General features: G+C 66.5%; 20 protein-coding genes and 1 pseudogene. 13 read left to right on the plus strand and 8 right to left on the minus strand.

Features of this window, described 5'->3' with window-relative positions; genetic code table 11:
- Positions 1–85, minus strand: an 85-nt coding sequence (locus AB4Z00_RS26035; RefSeq protein ID WP_442047793.1) for a transposase, incomplete at its 3' end; no start/stop codon positions are given.
- A gap of 145 nt (positions 86–230) precedes the next feature.
- Between AB4Z00_RS26035 and AB4Z00_RS26040 the strand changes: the two are divergent.
- Positions 231–584, plus strand: a pseudogene (locus tag AB4Z00_RS26040) (integrase core domain-containing protein); the annotation flags it as partial.
- 403 nt (positions 585–987) lie between these two features.
- Here AB4Z00_RS26040 and AB4Z00_RS26045 read toward each other — a convergent pair.
- The 4 genes from AB4Z00_RS26045 to AB4Z00_RS26060 form a co-directional block, all read right to left on the minus strand.
- The gene (locus AB4Z00_RS26045) at positions 988–1,701 is read right to left on the minus strand and encodes a M23 family metallopeptidase (RefSeq protein ID WP_243654451.1); all 714 of its coding nucleotides are present in this window, start codon (positions 1,699–1,701) and stop codon (positions 988–990) included.
- Between the two features lie 151 nt (positions 1,702–1,852).
- Positions 1,853–2,662, minus strand: a complete 810-nt coding sequence (locus AB4Z00_RS26050) for a ferritin-like domain-containing protein (protein WP_442047832.1) — start codon at positions 2,660–2,662, stop codon at positions 1,853–1,855.
- Positions 2,662–3,138, minus strand: coding sequence for a peroxiredoxin (locus AB4Z00_RS26055; RefSeq protein WP_134096292.1), 477 nt, complete (start codon positions 3,136–3,138; stop codon positions 2,662–2,664). The genes AB4Z00_RS26050 and AB4Z00_RS26055 overlap by 1 nt, the downstream gene beginning before the upstream one ends.
- Complete coding sequence (locus tag AB4Z00_RS26060; RefSeq protein WP_442047841.1) at positions 3,135–5,888, minus strand: bifunctional [glutamine synthetase] adenylyltransferase/[glutamine synthetase]-adenylyl-L-tyrosine phosphorylase; 2,754 nt, start codon at positions 5,886–5,888, stop codon at positions 3,135–3,137. Before AB4Z00_RS26060 ends, AB4Z00_RS26055 begins: the two co-directional genes overlap by 4 nt.
- A 181-nt stretch (positions 5,889–6,069) precedes the next feature.
- Between AB4Z00_RS26060 and AB4Z00_RS26065 the strand changes: the two genes are divergently transcribed.
- From AB4Z00_RS26065 to AB4Z00_RS26085, 5 genes are all read left to right on the plus strand, one after another.
- Positions 6,070–7,050, plus strand: a complete 981-nt coding sequence (locus AB4Z00_RS26065; RefSeq protein ID WP_442047833.1) for an agmatine deiminase family protein — start codon at positions 6,070–6,072, stop codon at positions 7,048–7,050.
- 176 nt (positions 7,051–7,226) lie between these two features.
- Complete coding sequence (locus tag AB4Z00_RS26070) at positions 7,227–7,661, plus strand: hypothetical protein (RefSeq protein ID WP_243841285.1); 435 nt, start codon at positions 7,227–7,229, stop codon at positions 7,659–7,661.
- Positions 7,658–8,545, plus strand: coding sequence for a bestrophin family protein (locus tag AB4Z00_RS26075; protein ID WP_132269694.1), 888 nt, complete (start codon positions 7,658–7,660; stop codon positions 8,543–8,545). The genes AB4Z00_RS26070 and AB4Z00_RS26075 overlap by 4 nt, the downstream gene beginning before the upstream one ends.
- Before the next feature lie 54 nt (positions 8,546–8,599).
- Positions 8,600–8,941, plus strand: coding sequence for a hypothetical protein (locus tag AB4Z00_RS26080; RefSeq protein ID WP_442047834.1), 342 nt, complete (start codon positions 8,600–8,602; stop codon positions 8,939–8,941).
- A gap of 59 nt (positions 8,942–9,000) precedes the next feature.
- Complete coding sequence (locus tag AB4Z00_RS26085; RefSeq protein WP_442047835.1) at positions 9,001–9,231, plus strand: hypothetical protein; 231 nt, start codon at positions 9,001–9,003, stop codon at positions 9,229–9,231.
- Positions 9,232–9,409: 178 nt separating this feature from the next.
- Here AB4Z00_RS26085 and AB4Z00_RS26090 read toward each other — a convergent pair whose 3' ends face one another.
- Complete coding sequence (locus AB4Z00_RS26090; RefSeq protein WP_442047836.1) at positions 9,410–10,084, minus strand: spermidine synthase; 675 nt, start codon at positions 10,082–10,084, stop codon at positions 9,410–9,412.
- The gene (gene thrS / locus AB4Z00_RS26095) at positions 10,081–12,093 is read right to left on the minus strand and encodes a threonine--tRNA ligase (protein WP_314469053.1); all 2,013 of its coding nucleotides are present in this window, start codon (positions 12,091–12,093) and stop codon (positions 10,081–10,083) included. Before thrS ends, AB4Z00_RS26090 begins: the two co-directional genes overlap by 4 nt.
- A gap of 402 nt (positions 12,094–12,495) precedes the next feature.
- Here thrS and AB4Z00_RS26100 point away from each other — a divergent pair, with 402 nt between their 5' ends.
- The 3 genes from AB4Z00_RS26100 to AB4Z00_RS26110 are packed head-to-tail and all read left to right on the plus strand — an operon-like array spanning position 12,496 to position 13,283.
- Positions 12,496–12,924, plus strand: a complete 429-nt coding sequence (locus AB4Z00_RS26100) for a hypothetical protein (RefSeq protein ID WP_132269702.1) — start codon at positions 12,496–12,498, stop codon at positions 12,922–12,924.
- On the plus strand, positions 12,921–13,112 hold the full coding sequence (locus AB4Z00_RS26105; RefSeq protein WP_132269704.1) for a helix-turn-helix transcriptional regulator: 192 nt from the start codon (positions 12,921–12,923) through the stop codon (positions 13,110–13,112). The genes AB4Z00_RS26100 and AB4Z00_RS26105 overlap by 4 nt, the downstream gene beginning before the upstream one ends.
- 3 nt (positions 13,113–13,115) lie before the next feature.
- Complete coding sequence (locus AB4Z00_RS26110) at positions 13,116–13,283, plus strand: hypothetical protein (RefSeq protein ID WP_165921540.1); 168 nt, start codon at positions 13,116–13,118, stop codon at positions 13,281–13,283.
- A 31-nt stretch (positions 13,284–13,314) separates the two neighbouring features.
- Here AB4Z00_RS26110 and AB4Z00_RS26115 read toward each other — a convergent pair whose 3' ends face one another.
- Entirely contained in the window at positions 13,315–14,646 is a 1,332-nt protein-coding gene (locus AB4Z00_RS26115; protein ID WP_442047837.1) for a glycosyltransferase family 39 protein, read from the minus strand.
- 206 nt (positions 14,647–14,852) lie between these two features.
- Here AB4Z00_RS26115 and AB4Z00_RS26120 point away from each other — a divergent pair, with 206 nt between their 5' ends.
- From AB4Z00_RS26120 to AB4Z00_RS26135, 4 genes are all read left to right on the plus strand, one after another.
- Positions 14,853–15,605 (plus strand): alpha/beta hydrolase, encoded by a 753-nt coding sequence (locus AB4Z00_RS26120; protein ID WP_442047838.1) that lies wholly within the window; start codon positions 14,853–14,855, stop codon positions 15,603–15,605.
- A gap of 32 nt (positions 15,606–15,637) precedes the next feature.
- Positions 15,638–16,510: a tetratricopeptide repeat protein gene (locus tag AB4Z00_RS26125; RefSeq protein WP_442047839.1), complete on the plus strand. Its 873-nt coding sequence runs from the start codon at positions 15,638–15,640 to the stop codon at positions 16,508–16,510.
- Positions 16,507–17,499 (plus strand): LLM class flavin-dependent oxidoreductase, encoded by a 993-nt coding sequence (locus tag AB4Z00_RS26130; protein WP_442047840.1) that lies wholly within the window; start codon positions 16,507–16,509, stop codon positions 17,497–17,499. The genes AB4Z00_RS26125 and AB4Z00_RS26130 overlap by 4 nt, the downstream gene beginning before the upstream one ends.
- A gap of 97 nt (positions 17,500–17,596) precedes the next feature.
- The coding region (locus AB4Z00_RS26135; RefSeq protein ID WP_442047842.1) for an FAD-dependent oxidoreductase at positions 17,597–17,754 on the plus strand (158 nt) is incomplete at its 3' end.

Genomic DNA, 17,754 nt, shown 5'->3' on the forward strand with positions numbered 1-17,754 from the left:
GGCAAACCTCGACCGTTGGAAGCCCTGCCTCCTGTTCCTTGATCATCCCGATGATCTGCGCCTCGGTGAAACGGCTCTTCCTCATGCGTCTGCTCCTTCTCGTGGGCAGACTCTACATCAGAATGAGGGACCTTTCGGGGGGCAGGTCACTAGCTTTACGCCTACGCGCCCGGCAACCGGACCTGGTCTGACGTGACGCCGGGATTTTGCTCCAAGCTTGGTTAGGTGCGCTGACTTCGAACGCCGTCCTCGCCTGGTGTGGGGAGGTCGGGGTGGAATGGCGCTATATTGCGCCGGACAAGCCTATGCAGCACGGCTATGTCGAGAGCTCCAAGGGTCGCATGCGCGACGAGCTGCTCAACGAGACGCTGTTCCCAAGCCTGGACCATGCCCGCGTGGTGATCGCCGCTTGGGCAGAAGATTACAACCAGGAGAGGCCGCACTCATCGCTTGGACATGAGACCGTGCGGCGTTCGCCAACTGAACTGCATGAGCAATGGCATGCTTCGCTAAGCCCTACGGGCTCCGCTACGCAGGCCATTGCTCGACCAGCGTTCATGCGTAACGGAGCTGCCCGGCTCTAATCCGCGTTGGTGGAAACCTGGGCGTAACGTCACCAGCACCGTGGAGGCTCTCGTACGGTATGATCCGTCAGACCGCCTCGATTCTCATACCTTGGACGGCTGTATCGAGAGAAGGACCAGCCAAAGGCATCCTAGACATGGTCATGCGCGCGGGGCAGGGTTGCTCGGCGTTCACGAAGCCCGCTTGGTATCCGGGCAGCGAGCCCGGTATCATCATGCGCCGGTTCGTCCATGAGCTTATCGAAATGGCTCCAGATCCGGCATCCGCCAGTCGAACGATATCCAACGCCGCATTCGTGCTGCGGGCATAAGAAAAGGCGGCCTTTCGGCCGCCTCTTCCCTCCTCTCCAAACCGTGTTGGCCGGGCTGTCTTTGCGCAGTCCCTGGCCGATCTGGAACTCTATCAGCCGCCCGTCGAATCGGAGTCGGCTGCCGCCATGCGATCGCCCTGCATGTAGGGGATCGGGTTGACGGCTTCACCGTCGACGCGGACTTCGTAATGGAGGTGCGGGCCGGTGGAATTGCCGGTGGTGCCGACGAAACCAATCACGTCGCCCTTGTGGACCATCTGGCCTTCGGCAACGTTGAGGCGCGACATGTGGCCGTAACGGGTTTCGAGATCGCCGCCGTGTTCCAGCGCAACGAAGAGGCCATAACCGCCGAACCAGGCGGCCTTGCCGACGACGCCGTCGGCAGTGGCATAAATGGGCGTGCCGATCGGAGCGCCGAGATCGATGCCCTTGTGGGCACGGCGACCGCCGAGGATCGGGTGGTTGCGCATGCCGAAGCTGCTGGTCAGCTTGAGACCTTCAAGCGGCGTGCGCGAAGGGATCGAGACCGCGCCAAGCTTGGCGGCACCGGGGATCGAAGGCTTGGCCTTGGCCGAAGCCAGACCGGTTTCCTCGAAGTTCTGCCAGGAGCTGAAAAGGTTGTGGAACTGTTCGTCTTCTCCGCCGGCCGACTGGTTCGCGGCCTGGGCCGAGCGAAGCGGGGCGGAAATGTCGGCAGCGGCAGCGCTGCTGTTGGCCATCGCCGGGTGAGCGGCGACGAGAGATCCTGCGACGGCGACGGCACCGGTCACTGCGCGGAACTTGGCGAAGAATTTCGTTACGACCACTCGCAATACCTTGTTATCCGCCGCGAGCGTTAGCCTGCGACGCCTGTATTTATGACGAACACGCACAGCGGCGCTTCGCGCAAACCCTTAACTGGAGATGGTCGGAACCCCCCGCCGTCTCGTGATCTGGAGTTATGCCGAACGATTGCGATCAAGCAAGACTGGCGTAGAGATCGCGCGGTAAACCGGCTGCGAGGCGCGCCGAGTCGTTGAACGGCGGCTTAACAGCCCCTCCAAAGTGGCGGGAAACCAGGGTTTTCCAGAGGTCGTTCCGGCTCTCGTTCAACCGTTCGGCGACCTCGGCGAAATGAATTGCGCCGAACCGAACGTGCCGGATTTCATCGTCAAGGATTCGTTGGAGGATGCGCGCGCCGCGCTCGTCGCCATTGGCTTTCACCCGATCGAGGGTGGCCGGGGTAACATCCAGGCCGCGTGCTTCGAGCACCATCGGCACGACGGCGAGCCGGGCCGCCACGTCATGCGACGTCTTTCCCGCCGCTTCCCAAAGGCCGTCATGCGCGGGCAGGGCGCCGTAATGGCTGCCGAGGCCGCGCAGATGACGGTCGATCAGCGCATAATGCATGGCCTCGTCGGCGGCGACCGAGAGGAAATCGCCGACGAAGCGTTCGTCCATTTCGCCGCCGAATCGACCCGCCATGTCGAGTGCAAGGTCGATCGCCACGAATTCGATATGGGCGAGGGCGTGCCAGAGTGCGATTCGCCCGCGTTCCGAGCCGCCCTTGCCGCGCTTGGGCATGCGGCTCGGCGGCAGAAGTTCCGGGGCTTCCGGCCGTCCCGGGACCGCGGGCATGGCCACGTCGAACACGAAGGAAAGCCGGCCGAGCCGCCAATCGCGCGCGACCTTGCGCGTCATCATGGCCTTCGCGCGTGGATCGCATTCGAGCAGCGCCTCGCGGATCGCGGAAGCGACGGATCGGGTTATTACCGGCGAACGGGACATCAGAGGGCCTTCGCGGCCTCCAGCACCTGCTGGGCGTGGTCCTTGACCTTCACCTTGTTCCACACGCGGGCGATCTTGCCGTCCGGTCCGATCAGGTAGGTGGTGCGCACCATGCCCATATAGGTACGCCCGTAGTTCTGCTTTTCGGTCCAGATGCCGAGTGCGTCGGAGAGGCCGTTTTCCTCTGTGTCCGTGGCGAGCGGGGCCTTGAGATCGTGCTTGGCGATGAAATTCTGGTGCCTTTTCGCCGAGTCCTTGCTGACGCCGAGCAGCGCGGTGCCCGCCGCTTCGAACTGATCCTTAAGGGCCGAGAACTCGATGTTTTCGGTGGTGCAGCCCGGGGTGCTGTCCTTGGGATAGAAGAACACCACCAGTTTGCGCCCCGCGAAGTCCGAGGCCTTGATGCTGCCGCCTTCGGGCGTTTCGAGCGCGACGTCGGGGAAAGTGTCGCCGGTTTCGGGAAGGCGGGTGGTCATCGGGAAATCTCCAGTGCTTCGTCGAAGGCCTCCACCCATGCTGCCGCCACTTGCGCGCGGGCCTGGGCCAGGCTGGTTTCGAGGTCCTGCCAGTCGCCATAGCCGCATGCGCGAACAAGCGCCATGCAGGCGGCGCTGACCGGCTTGAGCGAATCGGGCGCCAGCAGGCGGGCGGCCACGAGCAGGCGGGTCAGCACGTCGTGCGCCTGCTGCAGGCTGTCCGGGAGCAGGGATTGCGCATTGAGCAGGCGCAGCGCCTCACCCAGATCCGCATCCAGGCCGGCGCCGCTGCGAAGCTGTGTGAAGTGAACCAGGAATTCGAGATCGACCAGCCCGCCACGCATCAGCTTGACGTCGAGCGGACCCTTGGGCGGTTTGTGCTCGGCCATGCGCGCGCGCATTTCCAGGACATCGGTTCGCAGTTTCACCGGATCGCGCGGTGCGGTGAGGACGTCGCGGACGATCGCGGCGAGGCGGCCGCGCGCCTCTTCGCTGCCGTAGAGCGCCCGCGCGCGGCAGAGCGCCATGTGCTCCCAGGTCCAGGCCTGCTCCTGCTGGTAGCGGGCGAAGCTTTCGAGACTGGCGGCGGGGGGGCCTTGCTCGCCAGAGGGGCGCAGGCGCGTGTCCACTTCGTAGAGCGCGCCTTCGGCCGTCTGCACGGAGAGCGCGGCGGTCACGCGCTGGGACAGGCGGTTGTAGTAGAGCGTGGCGCCAAGCGGCCGGCGGCCGTTCGATTCGCCCGCAAAGTCGCCGGTGAACAGGTAGATGAGATCGAGGTCTGAGGCATGGGTGAGCACGCCGCCGCCCATCCGCCCGAGGCCCAGCACGGCCAGCTCGCTGTCCGGCACTTCGCCGTGAACCTCCCGGAATTCCGCCACGGCGGCGTCGGTGAGAACCACCAGCGCGGCTTCGGCGATGCGGCCGAGGGCATGGCTGATCTCCAGCGGATCGTTGACGCCTTCGATCAGCTGCACGCCGAGAGCGAAGCGGCGATCGCCGACTTTGCGGCGCACGGTGTTGAGCTTGCGCTCGTAATCGTCACCGGGTTCGAATCGCTCGAATTCGTCGACCAGCTCGGGCAGGGTGCCGGGGAGGTCGAAGGCGCTGGCGTCGATCAGCGGGTCCAGCAGGTCGGCGCGGCGGGCGAGTGCATCGGCCAGCGGCGGGGCCAGGCTGAGGATCCGCGCCAGCCGTTCGATCAGGGCGGGGCGCGCCTCCAGCAGGCGGAACAGGTTGATCGCCGTGGGCAGGTTGTTGAGCAGTTGCTCCCACCGCGCCATGGCGCGCTCCGGTTCCGGCGCGGCGGCCAGGGCGGCGAGCAGTCCGGGGCGGATCGCCTCGAAAGCCACTCTGGCGGCATCGGATCGCAAGGCGCGCATCCGGCCGGAGAGCCAGCCCTCGATCCGCGAGACCATGGCGTCGGGATCGGCGAAACCCATGCGCATGAGTTCGTCGCGCAGATCCTCCTGAGCCGGCGCCGGCACGGCTACCGCGGAGCCCCCGCCGGTTCCACTGCCCGGCGGCAGGTTGGCCATGACCAGTGCATCGTAGCGCTCGCCCACGGCATCGGTGATCCGGGTCAGTTCGGCGATCAGTGCCGCGCCGTCCGGCAGGCCGTCGAGCCGGGCCACTTCGTCAAGCAGGTCTTCCTTCACGGGCAGCGAATGGGTCTGCTGATCCTGCATCATCTGCAGGCGGTGCTCGACGGTGCGCAGGCGGTCGTAGCTTTCGCCCAGCAGGCGGGCATCCTCGGGCGGGACCAGGCCCGCTTCGGCCAGGGCATCGAGGGTGGCGCGCGTCCCGCGCAGGCGCAGCGCGGGGTTGCGGCCGCCGTGAATGAGCTGGTGAGTCTGGGCGTAGAACTCCACCTCGCGAATGCCGCCGCGGCCTTTCTTGAGGTCGAAGCCGGGGCCGACCGTCACGCTGCCGCGGCTATTGGCGCGAATCTGCGCGGTGAGGCGACCGATCTCGGCAATGGCGCCGAAATCGAGGCTTTTGCGCCAGACGAACGAGCGGATCGCTGCGAGGAAAGCCTCCCCCGCGGCAATGTCGCCCGAGCAGGCGCGGGCGCGGATGAAGGCGGCGCGTTCCCAGGCCAGGGCGGATGATTCGTAATGAGTCAGTGCGCCGTTGATCGAGATCGCCAGCGGACTGACCTCGGAGGCCGGGCGCAGGCGCAAATCGGTGCGGAACACGTAGCCCTCGTCGGTCACGCCGGCGAGCGTTTCCACCACGGCGCGCGCCACGCGCTGGGCTGCTTCGCCCGGTTCGTCGCGTTCGCGGCGGGGGAGCAGCTGGGGGTCGAACAGCAGGATCGGATCGATGTCCGAGCTGTAGTTCAGCTCGCCCGCGCCGTGCTTGCCGAGGGCGAGGGCCAGGAAACCGGCCGGCTCGGCATCGGGCACGCGGCGGCGGATGCCTTCCGCGATGGCGGCGTCCAGCGCGCGGTCGGCCAGGGCGGACAGTTCGCCCGTTACCTTGAGCAACGGGAAGGCTCCGGCCAGGTCGCCGATGGCGAGCGCAAGGGCCAGGGCCTGCTTCTCGCGACGCAAAGCCGCGCCGACGCTGGGCGCGCCTTCACCGGCGGCACGCGCCCAGTCCAGGGCGGCATCGCCTTGTCCGGCGGCGAGCCTTTCGGTCAACGCGGGCAGGCGGTCCAGCGCGCTGGAGAGGTAGGGAGCATGGGCGCGGGCACGGGCGATCGCGCCGGTCCAGTCGGCCTGAGGTGCGGCATTGGGTTCGGCATCCATCCCGGCTTCCTGCCCGCCGCCGCCGCGCAGGGCAAGCGCCTGCGGGCACGGGAATGCCAAATCGGGGCGGCAGGCCGGCGTACCCGGTGACATTGCGGCATTGCCCCGAAGGCGGCGCTCTTCTATCGGCTCGGCCATTCGCGGCGGCAGGCCTTGCTCCGCGGCTGAAGGAGGTTGCCCCGTGACGTTCGCCCTTCCCCCCGAATGGCATGCCCAGGACTGGATCTGGATCGGATTTCCGCACGATCCCGTGGAATGGCCGGGTTTCCTCGAAGCCGCGCAGGAGCAGATGGCTGCTTTCGCATCCGCCGTTGCCGAATCGGGGCAGGAAGTGCGCCTGGTCGTGCGCGATGAGGCCAACCGGGCGCGGGCGGCCTCGCTGGCCTCGTCGAAAGTGAAGCTGGAAGTGCGCCATTATGGCGATGTCTGGCTGCGCGATACCGGGCCGCTGGTCGTGGCCGACGGCAACCGTGCGCTGAAGGCGATGCGGTTCGGCTTCAATGGCTGGGGCGGCAAGTACCTGATGGACGGCGACCAGGAGATCGGCGCCGAACTGGCGCGCGATGCCGGGCTGGATGTCGAGACGGCGGATTGGATCCTGGAAGGCGGCGCGCTCGACGGGGACGGCACCGGCCTGGTCGCCACCACCGAACAATGCCTGCTCAATCCCAATCGCAACCCGCACCTGACGCGCGGCGATCTGGAAATGCGGCTTCGGCGCGACCTCGGTTACGACCGGGTGCTGTGGCTGGGTGAGGGCCTTATCAATGACCATACCGATGGCCATGTCGACAACCTCGCCCGCTTCGTGGCGGCGAACGTCCTGGCCCTGCCGCGGGCGACGGGCCCGAACGACCCTAACGCCGCCATCTATGCCGACGCCAAGGCCCGTGCCGAGGCCATGGGCGTGACCGTGCGCGAAGTCCCCTCGCCCGGCCGGGTGGAAACGGACGGCCGGATCGAGCCTGCCAGCTACATGAACTTCGCGATCACCTCCAAGCTGGTGGTCGTACCGATCTACGGCACGGAGCATGACGAAGCGGGCGTGGCGGCGATCGCGGACTTGTTCCCCGACCGCGATACCGTGGGCATCATGGCCGACGCGGTTCTGGCCGGCGGTGGCTCGTTCCACTGCTCCAGCCAGCAGATGCCGTCGCGCTGATCGCGGGTAATCCCGGAACCACGGGGTTTAACGGATTGGCAAGGGGTTGACGTGCATTACCGCATGCATGGCTCGTATCGTCGCACTTGCGCATGGCGCTCAGAACCTCCGGCAGGGTGAACTTCTGCGCGCCGCGCTTGTGTGCGGCTGCGCACTGGCGCTGATTCTGGCCAAGGATGTCCTGCCTTTCTGACCGCCGGTCCAACCGGACCGCGTCGGATGCCGGACAATTTCCATTTCATTTCAAAATATTTTCGATAGCGGCCGGCGGCCTGCCGTTTCTGCTGCACCGCACATCGTGTCTGCTGCGTTGCAGCAAAGAAATGTCACGCAAGTTCGATGCAATCGAAATTATCCTTCCCCAGTTTACCCGTTCGCGTATCTGGAAAAGGAGACTCACCATGCGCCACATGTCTGACGCCGAGCGGACTCGCCTTCGCCAATCGCTTGTCGGTAATTTTCTGCTATTGCTCTTCGGTCTGGGCGTGCTGGGCTTTCTCGTCGCCATCGACAGGGCGGACTGGTTCACCTTGAGGCCGGTTTCGGGCACTTCTGTCGCGCTGTCGCATGCCGCCACATCGGCGCATGGAGGGGATTCCGCCAAGCAATGATCGTCACTGCCTCGCTGCAACCTGTCCAGATCTTCCGCGAAATCTGGAAACCGCTGACCTTGCTGTTCGTGTGGGACATCATCGTCACGGTGACCTATTTCGTGCTGCCCTTCCATGCGCCCGAACTGCCGGTGACGCTGTTCGGCTCGGCGCTGGCGCTGTTCCTCGGCTTCCGAAGCAATTCCGCCTACCAGCGCTGGTGGGAAGGGCGCGGCCTCTGGGGGCTGATGATCAATGCCAGCCGCAACATCGCGCGTGCGGCCCGCAATTTCATGCCCGATCCCGAGGCGGCCGAACTGAAGCGCCGCATCGTCCTGCGCCAGATCGCCTACGTCAACGCGCTGCGCTGCCAGCTGCGCCGCATCAAGCCCGATGCCGAAGTCCTGCGCATGCTGTCGCGCGGGGACGCCGATGCCTCGCTGGAGCGCGCCAACGTGGCGAACGGCATTCTCGACGAGACCGGCCACCGCATCGACGAAGCGCGGCGCAAGGGCTGGATCGACACGATCCAGCAGGCGCAGATGGAGGCCGTTCTGGTCGATATCGCCAATTCCCAAGGCGGGATGGAGCGACTCAAGAACACGCCGCTGCCCTATCAGTACCGTTTCTTCCCGATCGTCTTCACGCACATGTTCTGCATCCTGCTGCCGATCGGCCTGGTGGAGACGCTGGGCGTGGCGACGCCGCTGGGCTCGACGATCGCGGGCATCATGTTCCTGGCGGTACTCGCCATCGGCGACGACCTGGTCGATCCCTTCGCCAACACCGTGCACGACCTGCCGCTGAACGCGATGTGTCGCACGATCGAGATCGACCTTCTCCAGTCCATCGGCGAAGAAGCGCCGCCGCCGATCGTGGCCGACAAGCACGGCGTCCTGTGGTGAGCCGCTTGTGGTGAACGTCTTGTGGTGAACGCCGGGCGCGCCTAGGGCGGTCACATGGCCAGAGCAGACCGCCTCGAACGCATGGACAACCGCCGTGCCGACCTTGAAACCGATTACCGCGCCGCGCTGATCGAAGCCTTGCAGGCGACGGCGGCGGGGCAGTGGGGCCTGTTCGGCCACACGAAGGACAAGCAGCACAAGGCCAAGGCGGCGCCGATGCTCGATGCGCTTGGCGAGATGGCCGACGAGATCGACGATCTGCGCGACCAGCTGGACATGGAGCCGTTCGCGCTTCACCGCGAATTGCTGGCCGCGCGCGGCCCGGTGCAATCCGACGCCGTTGGCGAGCCGAAGCAGGCGCAGGCCTGGCTGGAGCGGCTGACTCGCGGGGGCTGATCGCCGTTTCGCCTTCGTGCTAAGGCTGGCGGCGTTTCAGCAAAGGGAATCACCGGCTCATGCGCTCGCTCAAGCGTCTCTCCAAGGATCGCCAAACCGCCAAGGCCAGCTTGGAGCTGGGTAACTGGGTCAAGCTGGATGCGCGCACCGATTTCAGCCCTGCGGGCCTGGTCGCGGTGGGTGTGCTGGTTTCCGGTATTCTGCTGAGCACCAGCGTTCTGGTCGCCGCCGCGGGACGCGCTAAGGCGCGGCGGGTGGCGGCGCGTCGGGATCGCTCGCTGCCATACTGATTGTCGCGGGAGCGATGCGCGCGGGCGTTCACCGCCATGCCCGCGGGGGCGGGAATCGCGCTCTTTCAAAGCCTTTTACGGGAAACGAGGAGCCGTCGCCCCGCCTTCATGGGGGGCGACGGAGAATGCGAGGCCGCGTGAGCGAGAGGCCGGCAGCGCCGATCGCGCTGCTGCCCGGTCACTCCGGCGTGGCGAACCAGATGACGTGCTTCGGACCCTTGCCGTTGCTGCGCGAGGAGACCTTCACTTCGTCCACCTTGAATCCGGCGCGTTCCAGGCGGCGGGTGAAGGCGGGGTCCGCACCCGCCGACCAGATCGCCAGCACGCCATCAGGCGTCAGGGCATTGCGCGCCGCGCGCAGGCCGACCTTCGAATAGATCTGGTTGTTGTCTTCGCGCACGAGGCCGTCTGGGCCGTTGTCTACGTCGAGCAGGATGGCATCGTAAGCCGCGCGCGAACCGTCGATGATGTGGGCGACATCGCCCATCACCAGGTTCACGCGCGGATTGTCCAGGCAGCCCTGCGCCAGTTCGGCCATCGGTCCGCGTGCCCATTCGATGATCTCGGGCACGAGTTCGACGACGGTGAGCTTGGAATCCTCAGGCAGGGTACGCAGCGCCGCGCGCAGGGTGAAGCCCATGCCGTAGCCGCCGATCAGCATGTGCGGGCGCTTGGTCACGCCTTTGATGCGATCCCAGGCCATGGTGGCGAGCGCTTCCTCGCTGCCCCACTTGCGCGTGGACATCAGCTCGTTGTGGCCCAGCACGATCATGTAGTCCTGATCGTGCTTGTACAGCTCAAGCTTCTCCCCATCGGGGATCCACGCGGTGTCGATCAGTTCGCGCTTGATCATGCCGGCATGTCCGCACGGAGGTCGGGCGCGGTGGCTTCGACCTTGAGCAGGGCAATCGCCTCGTCGAGGGTCATGACCTTCTGGTGCTCGGCGCCGAGGGTACGCAGGGCGACGGTCTGTTCCTCCGCCTCGCGCTTGCCGACGACCAACAGGTGCGGAACCTTCTTCAGCGAGTGCTCGCGCACCTTGTAGTTGATCTTCTCGTTGCGCACGTCGGTCTCGACGCGCACGCCCGCGGCCTTGAGCTTCTTCGTCACTTCCTGCGCATAGTCGTCGGCATCGGAAACGATCGTGGCGACCACGGCCTGGACCGGGGCGAGCCAGACCGGCAGCTTGCCGGCGAAGTGCTCGATCAGGATGCCGATGAAGCGCTCATAGGAACCGAAGATCGCGCGGTGCAGCATGACCGGGCGGTGGCGCGCGCCATCCTCGCCGATGTAGCTGGCGTCGAGACGCTCGGGCAGCATGCGGTCGGACTGTATCGTGCCCACCTGCCAGGTACGGCCGATCGCATCGGTCAGGTGCCATTCCAGCTTGGGCGCATAGAACGCGCCTTCGCCGGGAAGTTCTTCCCAGCCATATTCCTCGGTGGCGAGGCCCGCGCGCACCACGGCGTCGCGCAGTTCGGCCTCGGCCTTGTCCCACTGCTCGTCGGTGCCGATGCGGTTATCGGGGCGCAGTGCCAGCTTGATCGCGTACGTGAAGCCGAAGTCCTTGTAGACCCGGTCCGCCATCTCGCAGAAAGCCTGCACTTCGCTGACGATCTGGTCTTCGCGGCAGAAGATGTGGCCGTCGTCCTGCGTGAACTGGCGCACGCGCATCAGCCCGTGCAGCGCGCCGTGCGGCTCGTTGCGGTGGCAGCAGCCGTTCTCGACCAGGCGCAGCGGCAGATCGCGGTAGGACTTGATGCCTTGCTTGAAGATCAGGATGTGCGCGGGGCAGTTCATCGGCTTCAGCGCCATCCACTGGGCGTCGTCCGAGATGATCGGGCCGTCGTCCTCGGTGTTGGGCACTTCGTCGGGGATGACGAACATGTTCTCGCGGTACTTGCCCCAGTGGCCCGAGGCTTCCCACTGCCGCGCGTCCATGACCTGCGGGGTCTTCACTTCCTTGCAGTCCGCCTGGCCGATCGCGCGGCGCATGTAGTCCTCAAGGGCGCGATAGATCACGTAGCCCTTGGGGTGCCAGAACACCGAACCGTGCGCTTCGGCCTGGAGGTGGAACAGGTCCATCTCATTGCCCAGCTTGCGGTGGTCGCGCTTGGCGGCTTCCTCAAGACGCGTCAGGTGCGCGGCAAGCTGCTTCTTGTTCAGCCAGCCGGTGCCGTAGATGCGGCTGAGCATCGCGTTCTTCTGGTCGCCGCGCCAGTAGGCGCCGGAAACGCGCGTCAGCTTGAAAGCGGCCGGGTCCAGCTTGCCGGTGGAGGGCAGGTGCGGGCCGCGGCACATGTCCAGCCAGTCCTCGCCCGACCAGTAGACCGTCAGCGGCTCGTCGCCGGGAAGTTCGGCGGCCCATTCGGCCTTGAAGTTCTCGCCCTGCTGCTTCCAGCGGCTGATCAGCGTCTCGCGGTCCCAGACCTCGCGGCGCAGCGGCTTGTTTGCGGCGATGATCTTGCGCATCTCCGCTTCGATCGCCGGAAGATCGTCGTCGGTGAACGGCCCGCGCTCCGGATTGGGCGCGAAGTCGTAGTAAAAGCCGTCATCCGTCGAAGGGCCGAAAGTGATCTGCGTGCCGGGGAACAGCGCCTGCACCGCTTCGGCCAGGACGTGCGCGAAGTCGTGCCGCGCCAGGTCCAGCGCCTCTTCCTCGTCACGGCTGGTGACGAGCGCGAGATTGGCGTCGCCCTTGAAGGGCAGGCTCAGGTCCACCAGTTCGCCGTCGATCTTCGCGGCCAGCGCGGCCTTGGCAAGGCCGGGGCCGATGGCGGCGGCGACGTCGGCCGGGGTGGAGCCTTCGGGCATCTCGCGAACCGAACCGTCGGGCAGGCTGATCTTGAACATCTCGGACATGGACGAACTCATCTCTCGTTTGCCCCATGCCATACCAGAGCATGCGGGCGGAAAACCTTTGGGGCGCCATGGCACAGGCGCGCCGCCGGGTGAAGGTGCGGCGTCAGCAGGATCGGCGCTATTTTCGGGAGAGTGACGCCGCTCGCCCGAACGCCGGGCGACGGTGGCTGCGCCTTCAGGCCGCGACCAACCGTCCCCGGAAGCACCGGGTGGTAGTAGTCGTGGTCAAGGTGCGCAGCTGCGTCATCGCCCGAGCATGTAGCAATTCCCGCGCGAAAAGTCACCCCGCCAGAGCGACGGAGATGATGTAAAGGCTCCTTGACTAGATGGAGTCGCTATGACAACCTTCCTTTACACATGGTCATGTACCCTTGACCATAGAGACTGAGAAAGGAACTCCAGATGGCAGGCACACAGCAGGCGCGTCGCCGCTACATGATGCGCTTCTTGCCGATCACCCTGGCCTATGTGGCCGGGATCGCGCTGGCGACGGCGCTGATTCCCGATCATGCACCGGCCGACGTGCGGACTATCTCGCTCTCCATCCTGCCAGGCCTTGCCGTGATCGGGTGGCTCTGGGCGATGGGGCGCCTGCTGGTCGAACTGGAAGACGAATATCTGCGCATGCTGGAAGTCCGCAAGTTTCTGGTCGCCACCGGCATGACCCTGGCGGCGACGAGCATGTGGGGCATTCTCGAACTCTATTCGCCGGAAGTTCCCCGGTTTCCCGTGTTCTTCGTAATGCCGCTATGGTGTCTGGGGCTGGCGGTTGGAGCTCTGTTCAATCGCCTGACGTTCGGAAGCATGAAGGCCGGGGCGGATCACTCTTGAAGAACCGACTCAAGGTCCTGCGCGCTGAGCGTAGTTGGAGCCAGCAAGACCTCGCCGATCGCCTGGAGGTCAGCCGTCAGAGCGTGAACGCCATCGAAACCGGCAAGTACGACCCCTCGCTGCCACTGGCATTTCGCATTGCCGAGGTCTTTGCTATGAGGATCGAGGAAATATTCCTGAAGGGGTGAGCGATGTCGGGTCGAATTGGCGGGATAGGCTTGTGGATGGCGGCGGCGCTTGCGCTCGCCATCGGCCTGATCCTGCTCGATGCGCGCACCTCCAGCCATCGCAAGGTCGAAAGCGCCGAGGCCACGCCCGGCACGGTGATCGTGCGCGTGATCGGGCCGGCGCTGCTCTGACCTGCTCCTGATCTGGCCGGCTGCCGATCCCTCAGTGGATCGTCGGCTTGCGCCGCGCCCAGGCCAGGCGCTCCACCCCGGTTGCCACAAGCCAGCCCACGGTCATGCAGATGAAAGGCATGACCGGATAATGGAAGCGTGACTGCCCGGAAAACAGCAGGCAGATCAGCGTCGGATAGAGCGCCACGCCGTAAGGCAGCAGCCACCATCCCGCCCAGCGCGTCCTTTCGCGCAGGCGGCGCAAGGTCATCACCGCGAAAGCCGCCGCGAACCCGATCATCAGCAGCGCGTAGTAGCCCTGGTTGGCATAGCGGACCGCGCGGTAGAGCGCCTCGAAGCGCGGATAGTTCGGTGCGCCGCCCTGATAGGCCCATTCCGCCTCTCCGTCCGGCAGCCAGAGGCGCATGAGCTTCCTGGGCGCCAGAGCGGCGAACTTGCCGGGATTCTCGCGGATCCACGCGAGACCCATGCGCGCGGCCTCCTTGTCGCTGGCCACCTCGTCGAGGTCGGTCCGGGCCATGAACCGCTGCACGACCGGGGCGTTCGGGGTGAAATCGCCGGTGGCGCTGTCATGGTTGCCGGTCAGCAGGGTGTAGCCGCCATTGGTGGAGACGGCGACCCAGTGGCCGAGCCGGGCGTGGTTGCGCGCCGTCCACGGCGCCACCACCAGTGCCGCGACGGCGATGACGATCAAGCCCTCCACCAGCAGGCCGGGAAGCCGGCGCCACATACCGCGCGCGCGCAGCCAGTCGATGGCGAAGATCAGAGGCACCACCACCAGCGTCTGCGCTTTCACCAGGGTCGCGAAACCGAAGATCAGTCCCGCGCCGATCAGCTGCCAGCGGTTGGTGCGCGCCATCACCGCCCAGCAGCCCGCGAGCAGCAGCATGGTGTAGAACACTTCGGTCAGCGCGAGCGGGACGTAGGCGATGGCATTGGGATAGACCGCCAGCAGCAGCAGGCCGCCGCGCGCCGCCGCCTCGCTGCCGAAGATGTGGCGGCCCAGCGCCAGCGTCAGCAACCCGGTCAGCATCGAGGCGCCCAGGTTGAACAGCCCCAGCGAGACTTGCGAAATGCCGAACTGGTGGAACATCACGGAAAGCGCCAGCGGCAGGCCCGGGGGCCAGAACGCGGTCGGCAGGCCCTTGTCCATGTAGCCTTGCCCGGCGGCGAGACCCGCAGCGCGCGCAAAGTAGGACGCGGCGTCGGATGTGGGCGTCACGTCGATCAGCAGCACCGCCACGCGCAGCGCGAAATAGAGCGCCCAGATCGCCAGCAGCACCGACCGCTCGGTGGCGAACCATTCGAGGCGCAGGGCGAGCCGGCTGGGGCGGGTCGGAAAGTCGAGAATCTGCGCGGACATTCTTGGACGACTTCCTGTTTCCGGCGCTCGGGCCGCGACCTGGTGCAGATGCCTTCAGGGCATCTTCCGATCGGTGCCAGTCCGCCAAATTCGCCCTCGGCAAATTCCAGATGGCCTCTTAAGCCGCGATCGGTGTGGGCCGCAACCGGAACTCTGCCGATATCCGGGCCTTGTCCTCGCTGCCGCGCGACCCCAGATGGGCGGCCATGACCGAGACACGTTATCTGGAGCTGCCCGACGGGCGCCGTATCGCCCACCGTTTCACCCCCGGCACCGGCCCCACGATCGTGTTCCTGCCCGGCTACATGTCGGACATGGCGGGCAGCAAGGCCACGGCCCTGTTCGAGATGGCCCAGGCCAGCGGCCGCCCCTGCCTGCTGCTCGACTATTCCGGCTGCGGCGACAGTCCGGGCGATTTTGCCGAAGGCACGCTCTCCCGCTGGCGGGACGAGGTCCTTGCCGTGATCGCTGCCGCCGCGCTGGAACAGGTGGTGCTGGTGGGCTCGTCCATGGGCGGCTGGCTCATGCTGATGGTGGCAGAGGCGCTGGCCGGCAAGGTGCGCGGCCTGATCGGCGTGGCACCCGCGCCGGACTTCACCGACTGGGGCATCGCCCAGATGGACAAGAACATTCTGGCGGATGGCGAAACGCTCTGGGAAGACAATCCTTACGGTCCCGAACCCACTCCCACTCACCCCGGTTTCTGGGCGGACGGCCAGGCCAACCTCATGCTCGGCAAGGAAATCGCCTTCGACGGTCCGGTTCGCCTGCTGCACGGCCAGCGCGATGCCGAGGTGCCCTGGGACGTTTCGGTGAAACTGGCCGAGCGCCTGCGTTCAGCCGACGTGCAGGTCGCGCTGATCAAGGACGGTGACCACCGCCTCTCGCGCGAGTCCGACATCCACCTGCTTCTCCGCACGGTTGCCGAACTGGTCCTCGCCCGCGATCCGGCGGCTTGATCCTGCCCTGATCCTGCTAGGACCGTCTTTCCATGCCCATCCTTCTTCCCCTCATGCTGATGCAATCCACCCTCGACGCGGGGGGCATTTCCAGCCCTTACGCCTCGGCGCTCCCGCGTGAGATCGTCGAGAAGAAGGAGGACGAGGAACGCAAGCGCCGCACCGAATCGGCGCAGTTCGCAGGGCCTTTGCCGCTCCGGGCCGAAAACGGCTGCCTGCTGGCGGTGGAGGCCGATCCCGAGCGCTCGGCCGAAGTGGCGCGCAAGGCGCTTTCCAGCGCCCAGGGCCGCGAGCGCGTGCGTGCGGGGCTGTGCCTGGGCGTGGCGCTGGCCGATCTCGACCGCTGGGCCGAGGCGCGCACGGTCTTCGTCCAGGCCCGCGATGCCGCCGATCCCGGCGACCATCTCAGCCGCGCCCGGCTGGGCGCCATGGCGGGCAATGCCGCCCTGGCCGACGGCAAGGCAGGCGAGGCGCTGACCCTGCTGGCGCCCGCCGCCGTGGAGGCCAAGACCGCCAGCGACGGCTCGCTCGGCGCGTCCATCGCGCTCGACCGCGCCCGCGCGCTCGTCTCGCTGGGCCAGAACGAGGAAGCCGGGCGGGCGCTTGCCGATGCCCGCACCGCCGATCCCGACAATGCGCAGGCCTGGCTGCTCTCCGCCACGCTTGCGCGCCGCCAGAAGCAGTTGATCGAGGCACAGACCCAGATCGAGAAGGCTGCGCAGCTCGCCCCGCAGGATGCGGAGATCGGGCTGGAAGCAGGCGTGATCGCCGTGCTCGGCGGGCGCGACGATGCCGCGCGGCACAGCTGGAACTCCGTGGTCACGATGAACCCTGAAAGCCCGTCCGCCGCCACCGCCAAGGAATATCTCGCCCAGCTTGGGCCGGAAGGAACATCGAAGCCATGACGCCACTCTCCGTCCTCGATCTCGTCTCCGTGCGCGAAGGCGGCACTGTCGCCGAAGCGCTCGCCCTTTCCGCCCGCACCGCGCAGGCCGCCGAAAAGGCCGGCTATTCGCGCTACTGGGTGGCGGAACACCACGGCATGGACGGGATCGCGGGCGGAGCCACGTCGGTCGTGCTCGCGCATATCGGCGCGGCCACCTCCACGATCCGCATTGGCGCGGGCGGCATCATGCTGCCCAATCACACGCCCTACATCATCGCGGAGCAGTTCGGCACGCTGGCTGCGCTGTTCCCCGGCCGCGTCGACCTTGGCCTCGGCCGCGCGGCGGGTGCGGACGGGCGGCTCGCCAATGCCCTGCGCAAGGACATCCACGGCGCGTCCGAGCGGTTCCCGCAGGATGTCGTGGAACTCCAGGCCCGCTTCGCCGGACAGGCGGTGGGCGGCGTTTCCTCGCCCCAGGCCGACGGCGCGGACGTACAGATGTGGATCCTCGGCTCCAGCCTGTTCGGTGCCCAACTCGCGGCCATGCTCGGCCTGCCCTATGCTTTCGCCTCGCACTTCGCGCCGGCCATGCTGGACGAGGCCGCCCGGATCTACCGCGAGCGCTTCGAGCCCGGCAAAGTGCTGGACAAGCCGCACTTCATGGCCGGCATCAATGTCGTCGCCGCCGATACCGACGAGGAGGCGCGCTATCTTGCCTCCTCCACGGACCAGAGCTTCGTCGCCCTGCGCACCGGGTCGCCCGGCCGCCTGCCGCCGCCGATCCGCGATTATCGCGAAGGGTTGCCGGGTGCGGCCAAGGCGATGCTGGAGCAAGTGCGCTCGGTCAGCGCGGTGGGCACCCCGGCGCGGGTGCGGGACGAGATCAGGGCCTTCGTGGAGCGCACCCAGGCGGACGAGCTGATCGTTTCCGGCGCGATCTTCGATCCCGATGCTCAGATCCGTTCGCTGGAACTGACGATGGGTGCCTTCGAGGAAGCTCGGGCCTGAGGGCTGTCCTTCGAAATCGCGATATCGTCTTCCACGGCAATTCAATTTCGTGCCGGGGCATTGACCCGGAGGCAAAATTGCTGGAACCCAACCGGCCATGAGCAAGGCAGACGTCGTTATCGTGGGAGCCGGGCACGGCGGTGCGCAATGCGCGATCGCCCTTCGCCAGAACGGTTTCGAGGGGACCATCACCGTCATCGGCCGCGAGCCGGAGCATCCTTACGAGCGGCCGCCGCTCTCCAAGGAATACTTCGC

The organism is Novosphingobium sp. YAF33, from assembly GCF_052113265.1.
In the GTDB taxonomy this organism is placed as follows: domain Bacteria; phylum Pseudomonadota; class Alphaproteobacteria; order Sphingomonadales; family Sphingomonadaceae; genus Novosphingobium.

Bases quoted from the DNA above. Each gene is read 5' to 3' on its own strand.
- AB4Z00_RS26090 (WP_442047836.1), bottom strand. From the start codon at position 10,084: ATGATCAAGCGCGAACTGATCGACACCGCGTGGATCCCCGATGGGGAG.
- AB4Z00_RS26110 (WP_165921540.1), top strand. From the start codon at position 13,116: ATGTCGGGTCGAATTGGCGGGATAGGCTTGTGGATGGCGGCGGCGCTT.
- AB4Z00_RS26075 (WP_132269694.1), top strand. From the start codon at position 7,658: ATGATCGTCACTGCCTCGCTGCAACCTGTCCAGATCTTCCGCGAAATC.
- AB4Z00_RS26060 (WP_442047841.1), bottom strand. From the start codon at position 5,888: ATGGATGCCGAACCCAATGCCGCACCTCAGGCCGACTGGACCGGCGCG.
- AB4Z00_RS26115 (WP_442047837.1), bottom strand. From the start codon at position 14,646: ATGTCCGCGCAGATTCTCGACTTTCCGACCCGCCCCAGCCGGCTCGCC.
- thrS (WP_314469053.1), bottom strand. From the start codon at position 12,093: ATGTCCGAGATGTTCAAGATCAGCCTGCCCGACGGTTCGGTTCGCGAG.
- AB4Z00_RS26130 (WP_442047840.1), top strand. From the start codon at position 16,507: ATGACGCCACTCTCCGTCCTCGATCTCGTCTCCGTGCGCGAAGGCGGC.
- AB4Z00_RS26120 (WP_442047838.1), top strand. From the start codon at position 14,853: ATGACCGAGACACGTTATCTGGAGCTGCCCGACGGGCGCCGTATCGCC.
- AB4Z00_RS26070 (WP_243841285.1), top strand. From the start codon at position 7,227: ATGTCCTGCCTTTCTGACCGCCGGTCCAACCGGACCGCGTCGGATGCC.
- AB4Z00_RS26085 (WP_442047835.1), top strand. From the start codon at position 9,001: ATGCGCTCGCTCAAGCGTCTCTCCAAGGATCGCCAAACCGCCAAGGCC.
- AB4Z00_RS26080 (WP_442047834.1), top strand. From the start codon at position 8,600: ATGGCCAGAGCAGACCGCCTCGAACGCATGGACAACCGCCGTGCCGAC.
- AB4Z00_RS26050 (WP_442047832.1), bottom strand. From the start codon at position 2,662: ATGTCCCGTTCGCCGGTAATAACCCGATCCGTCGCTTCCGCGATCCGC.
- AB4Z00_RS26125 (WP_442047839.1), top strand. From the start codon at position 15,638: ATGCCCATCCTTCTTCCCCTCATGCTGATGCAATCCACCCTCGACGCG.
- AB4Z00_RS26055 (WP_134096292.1), bottom strand. From the start codon at position 3,138: ATGACCACCCGCCTTCCCGAAACCGGCGACACTTTCCCCGACGTCGCG.
- AB4Z00_RS26100 (WP_132269702.1), top strand. From the start codon at position 12,496: ATGGCAGGCACACAGCAGGCGCGTCGCCGCTACATGATGCGCTTCTTG.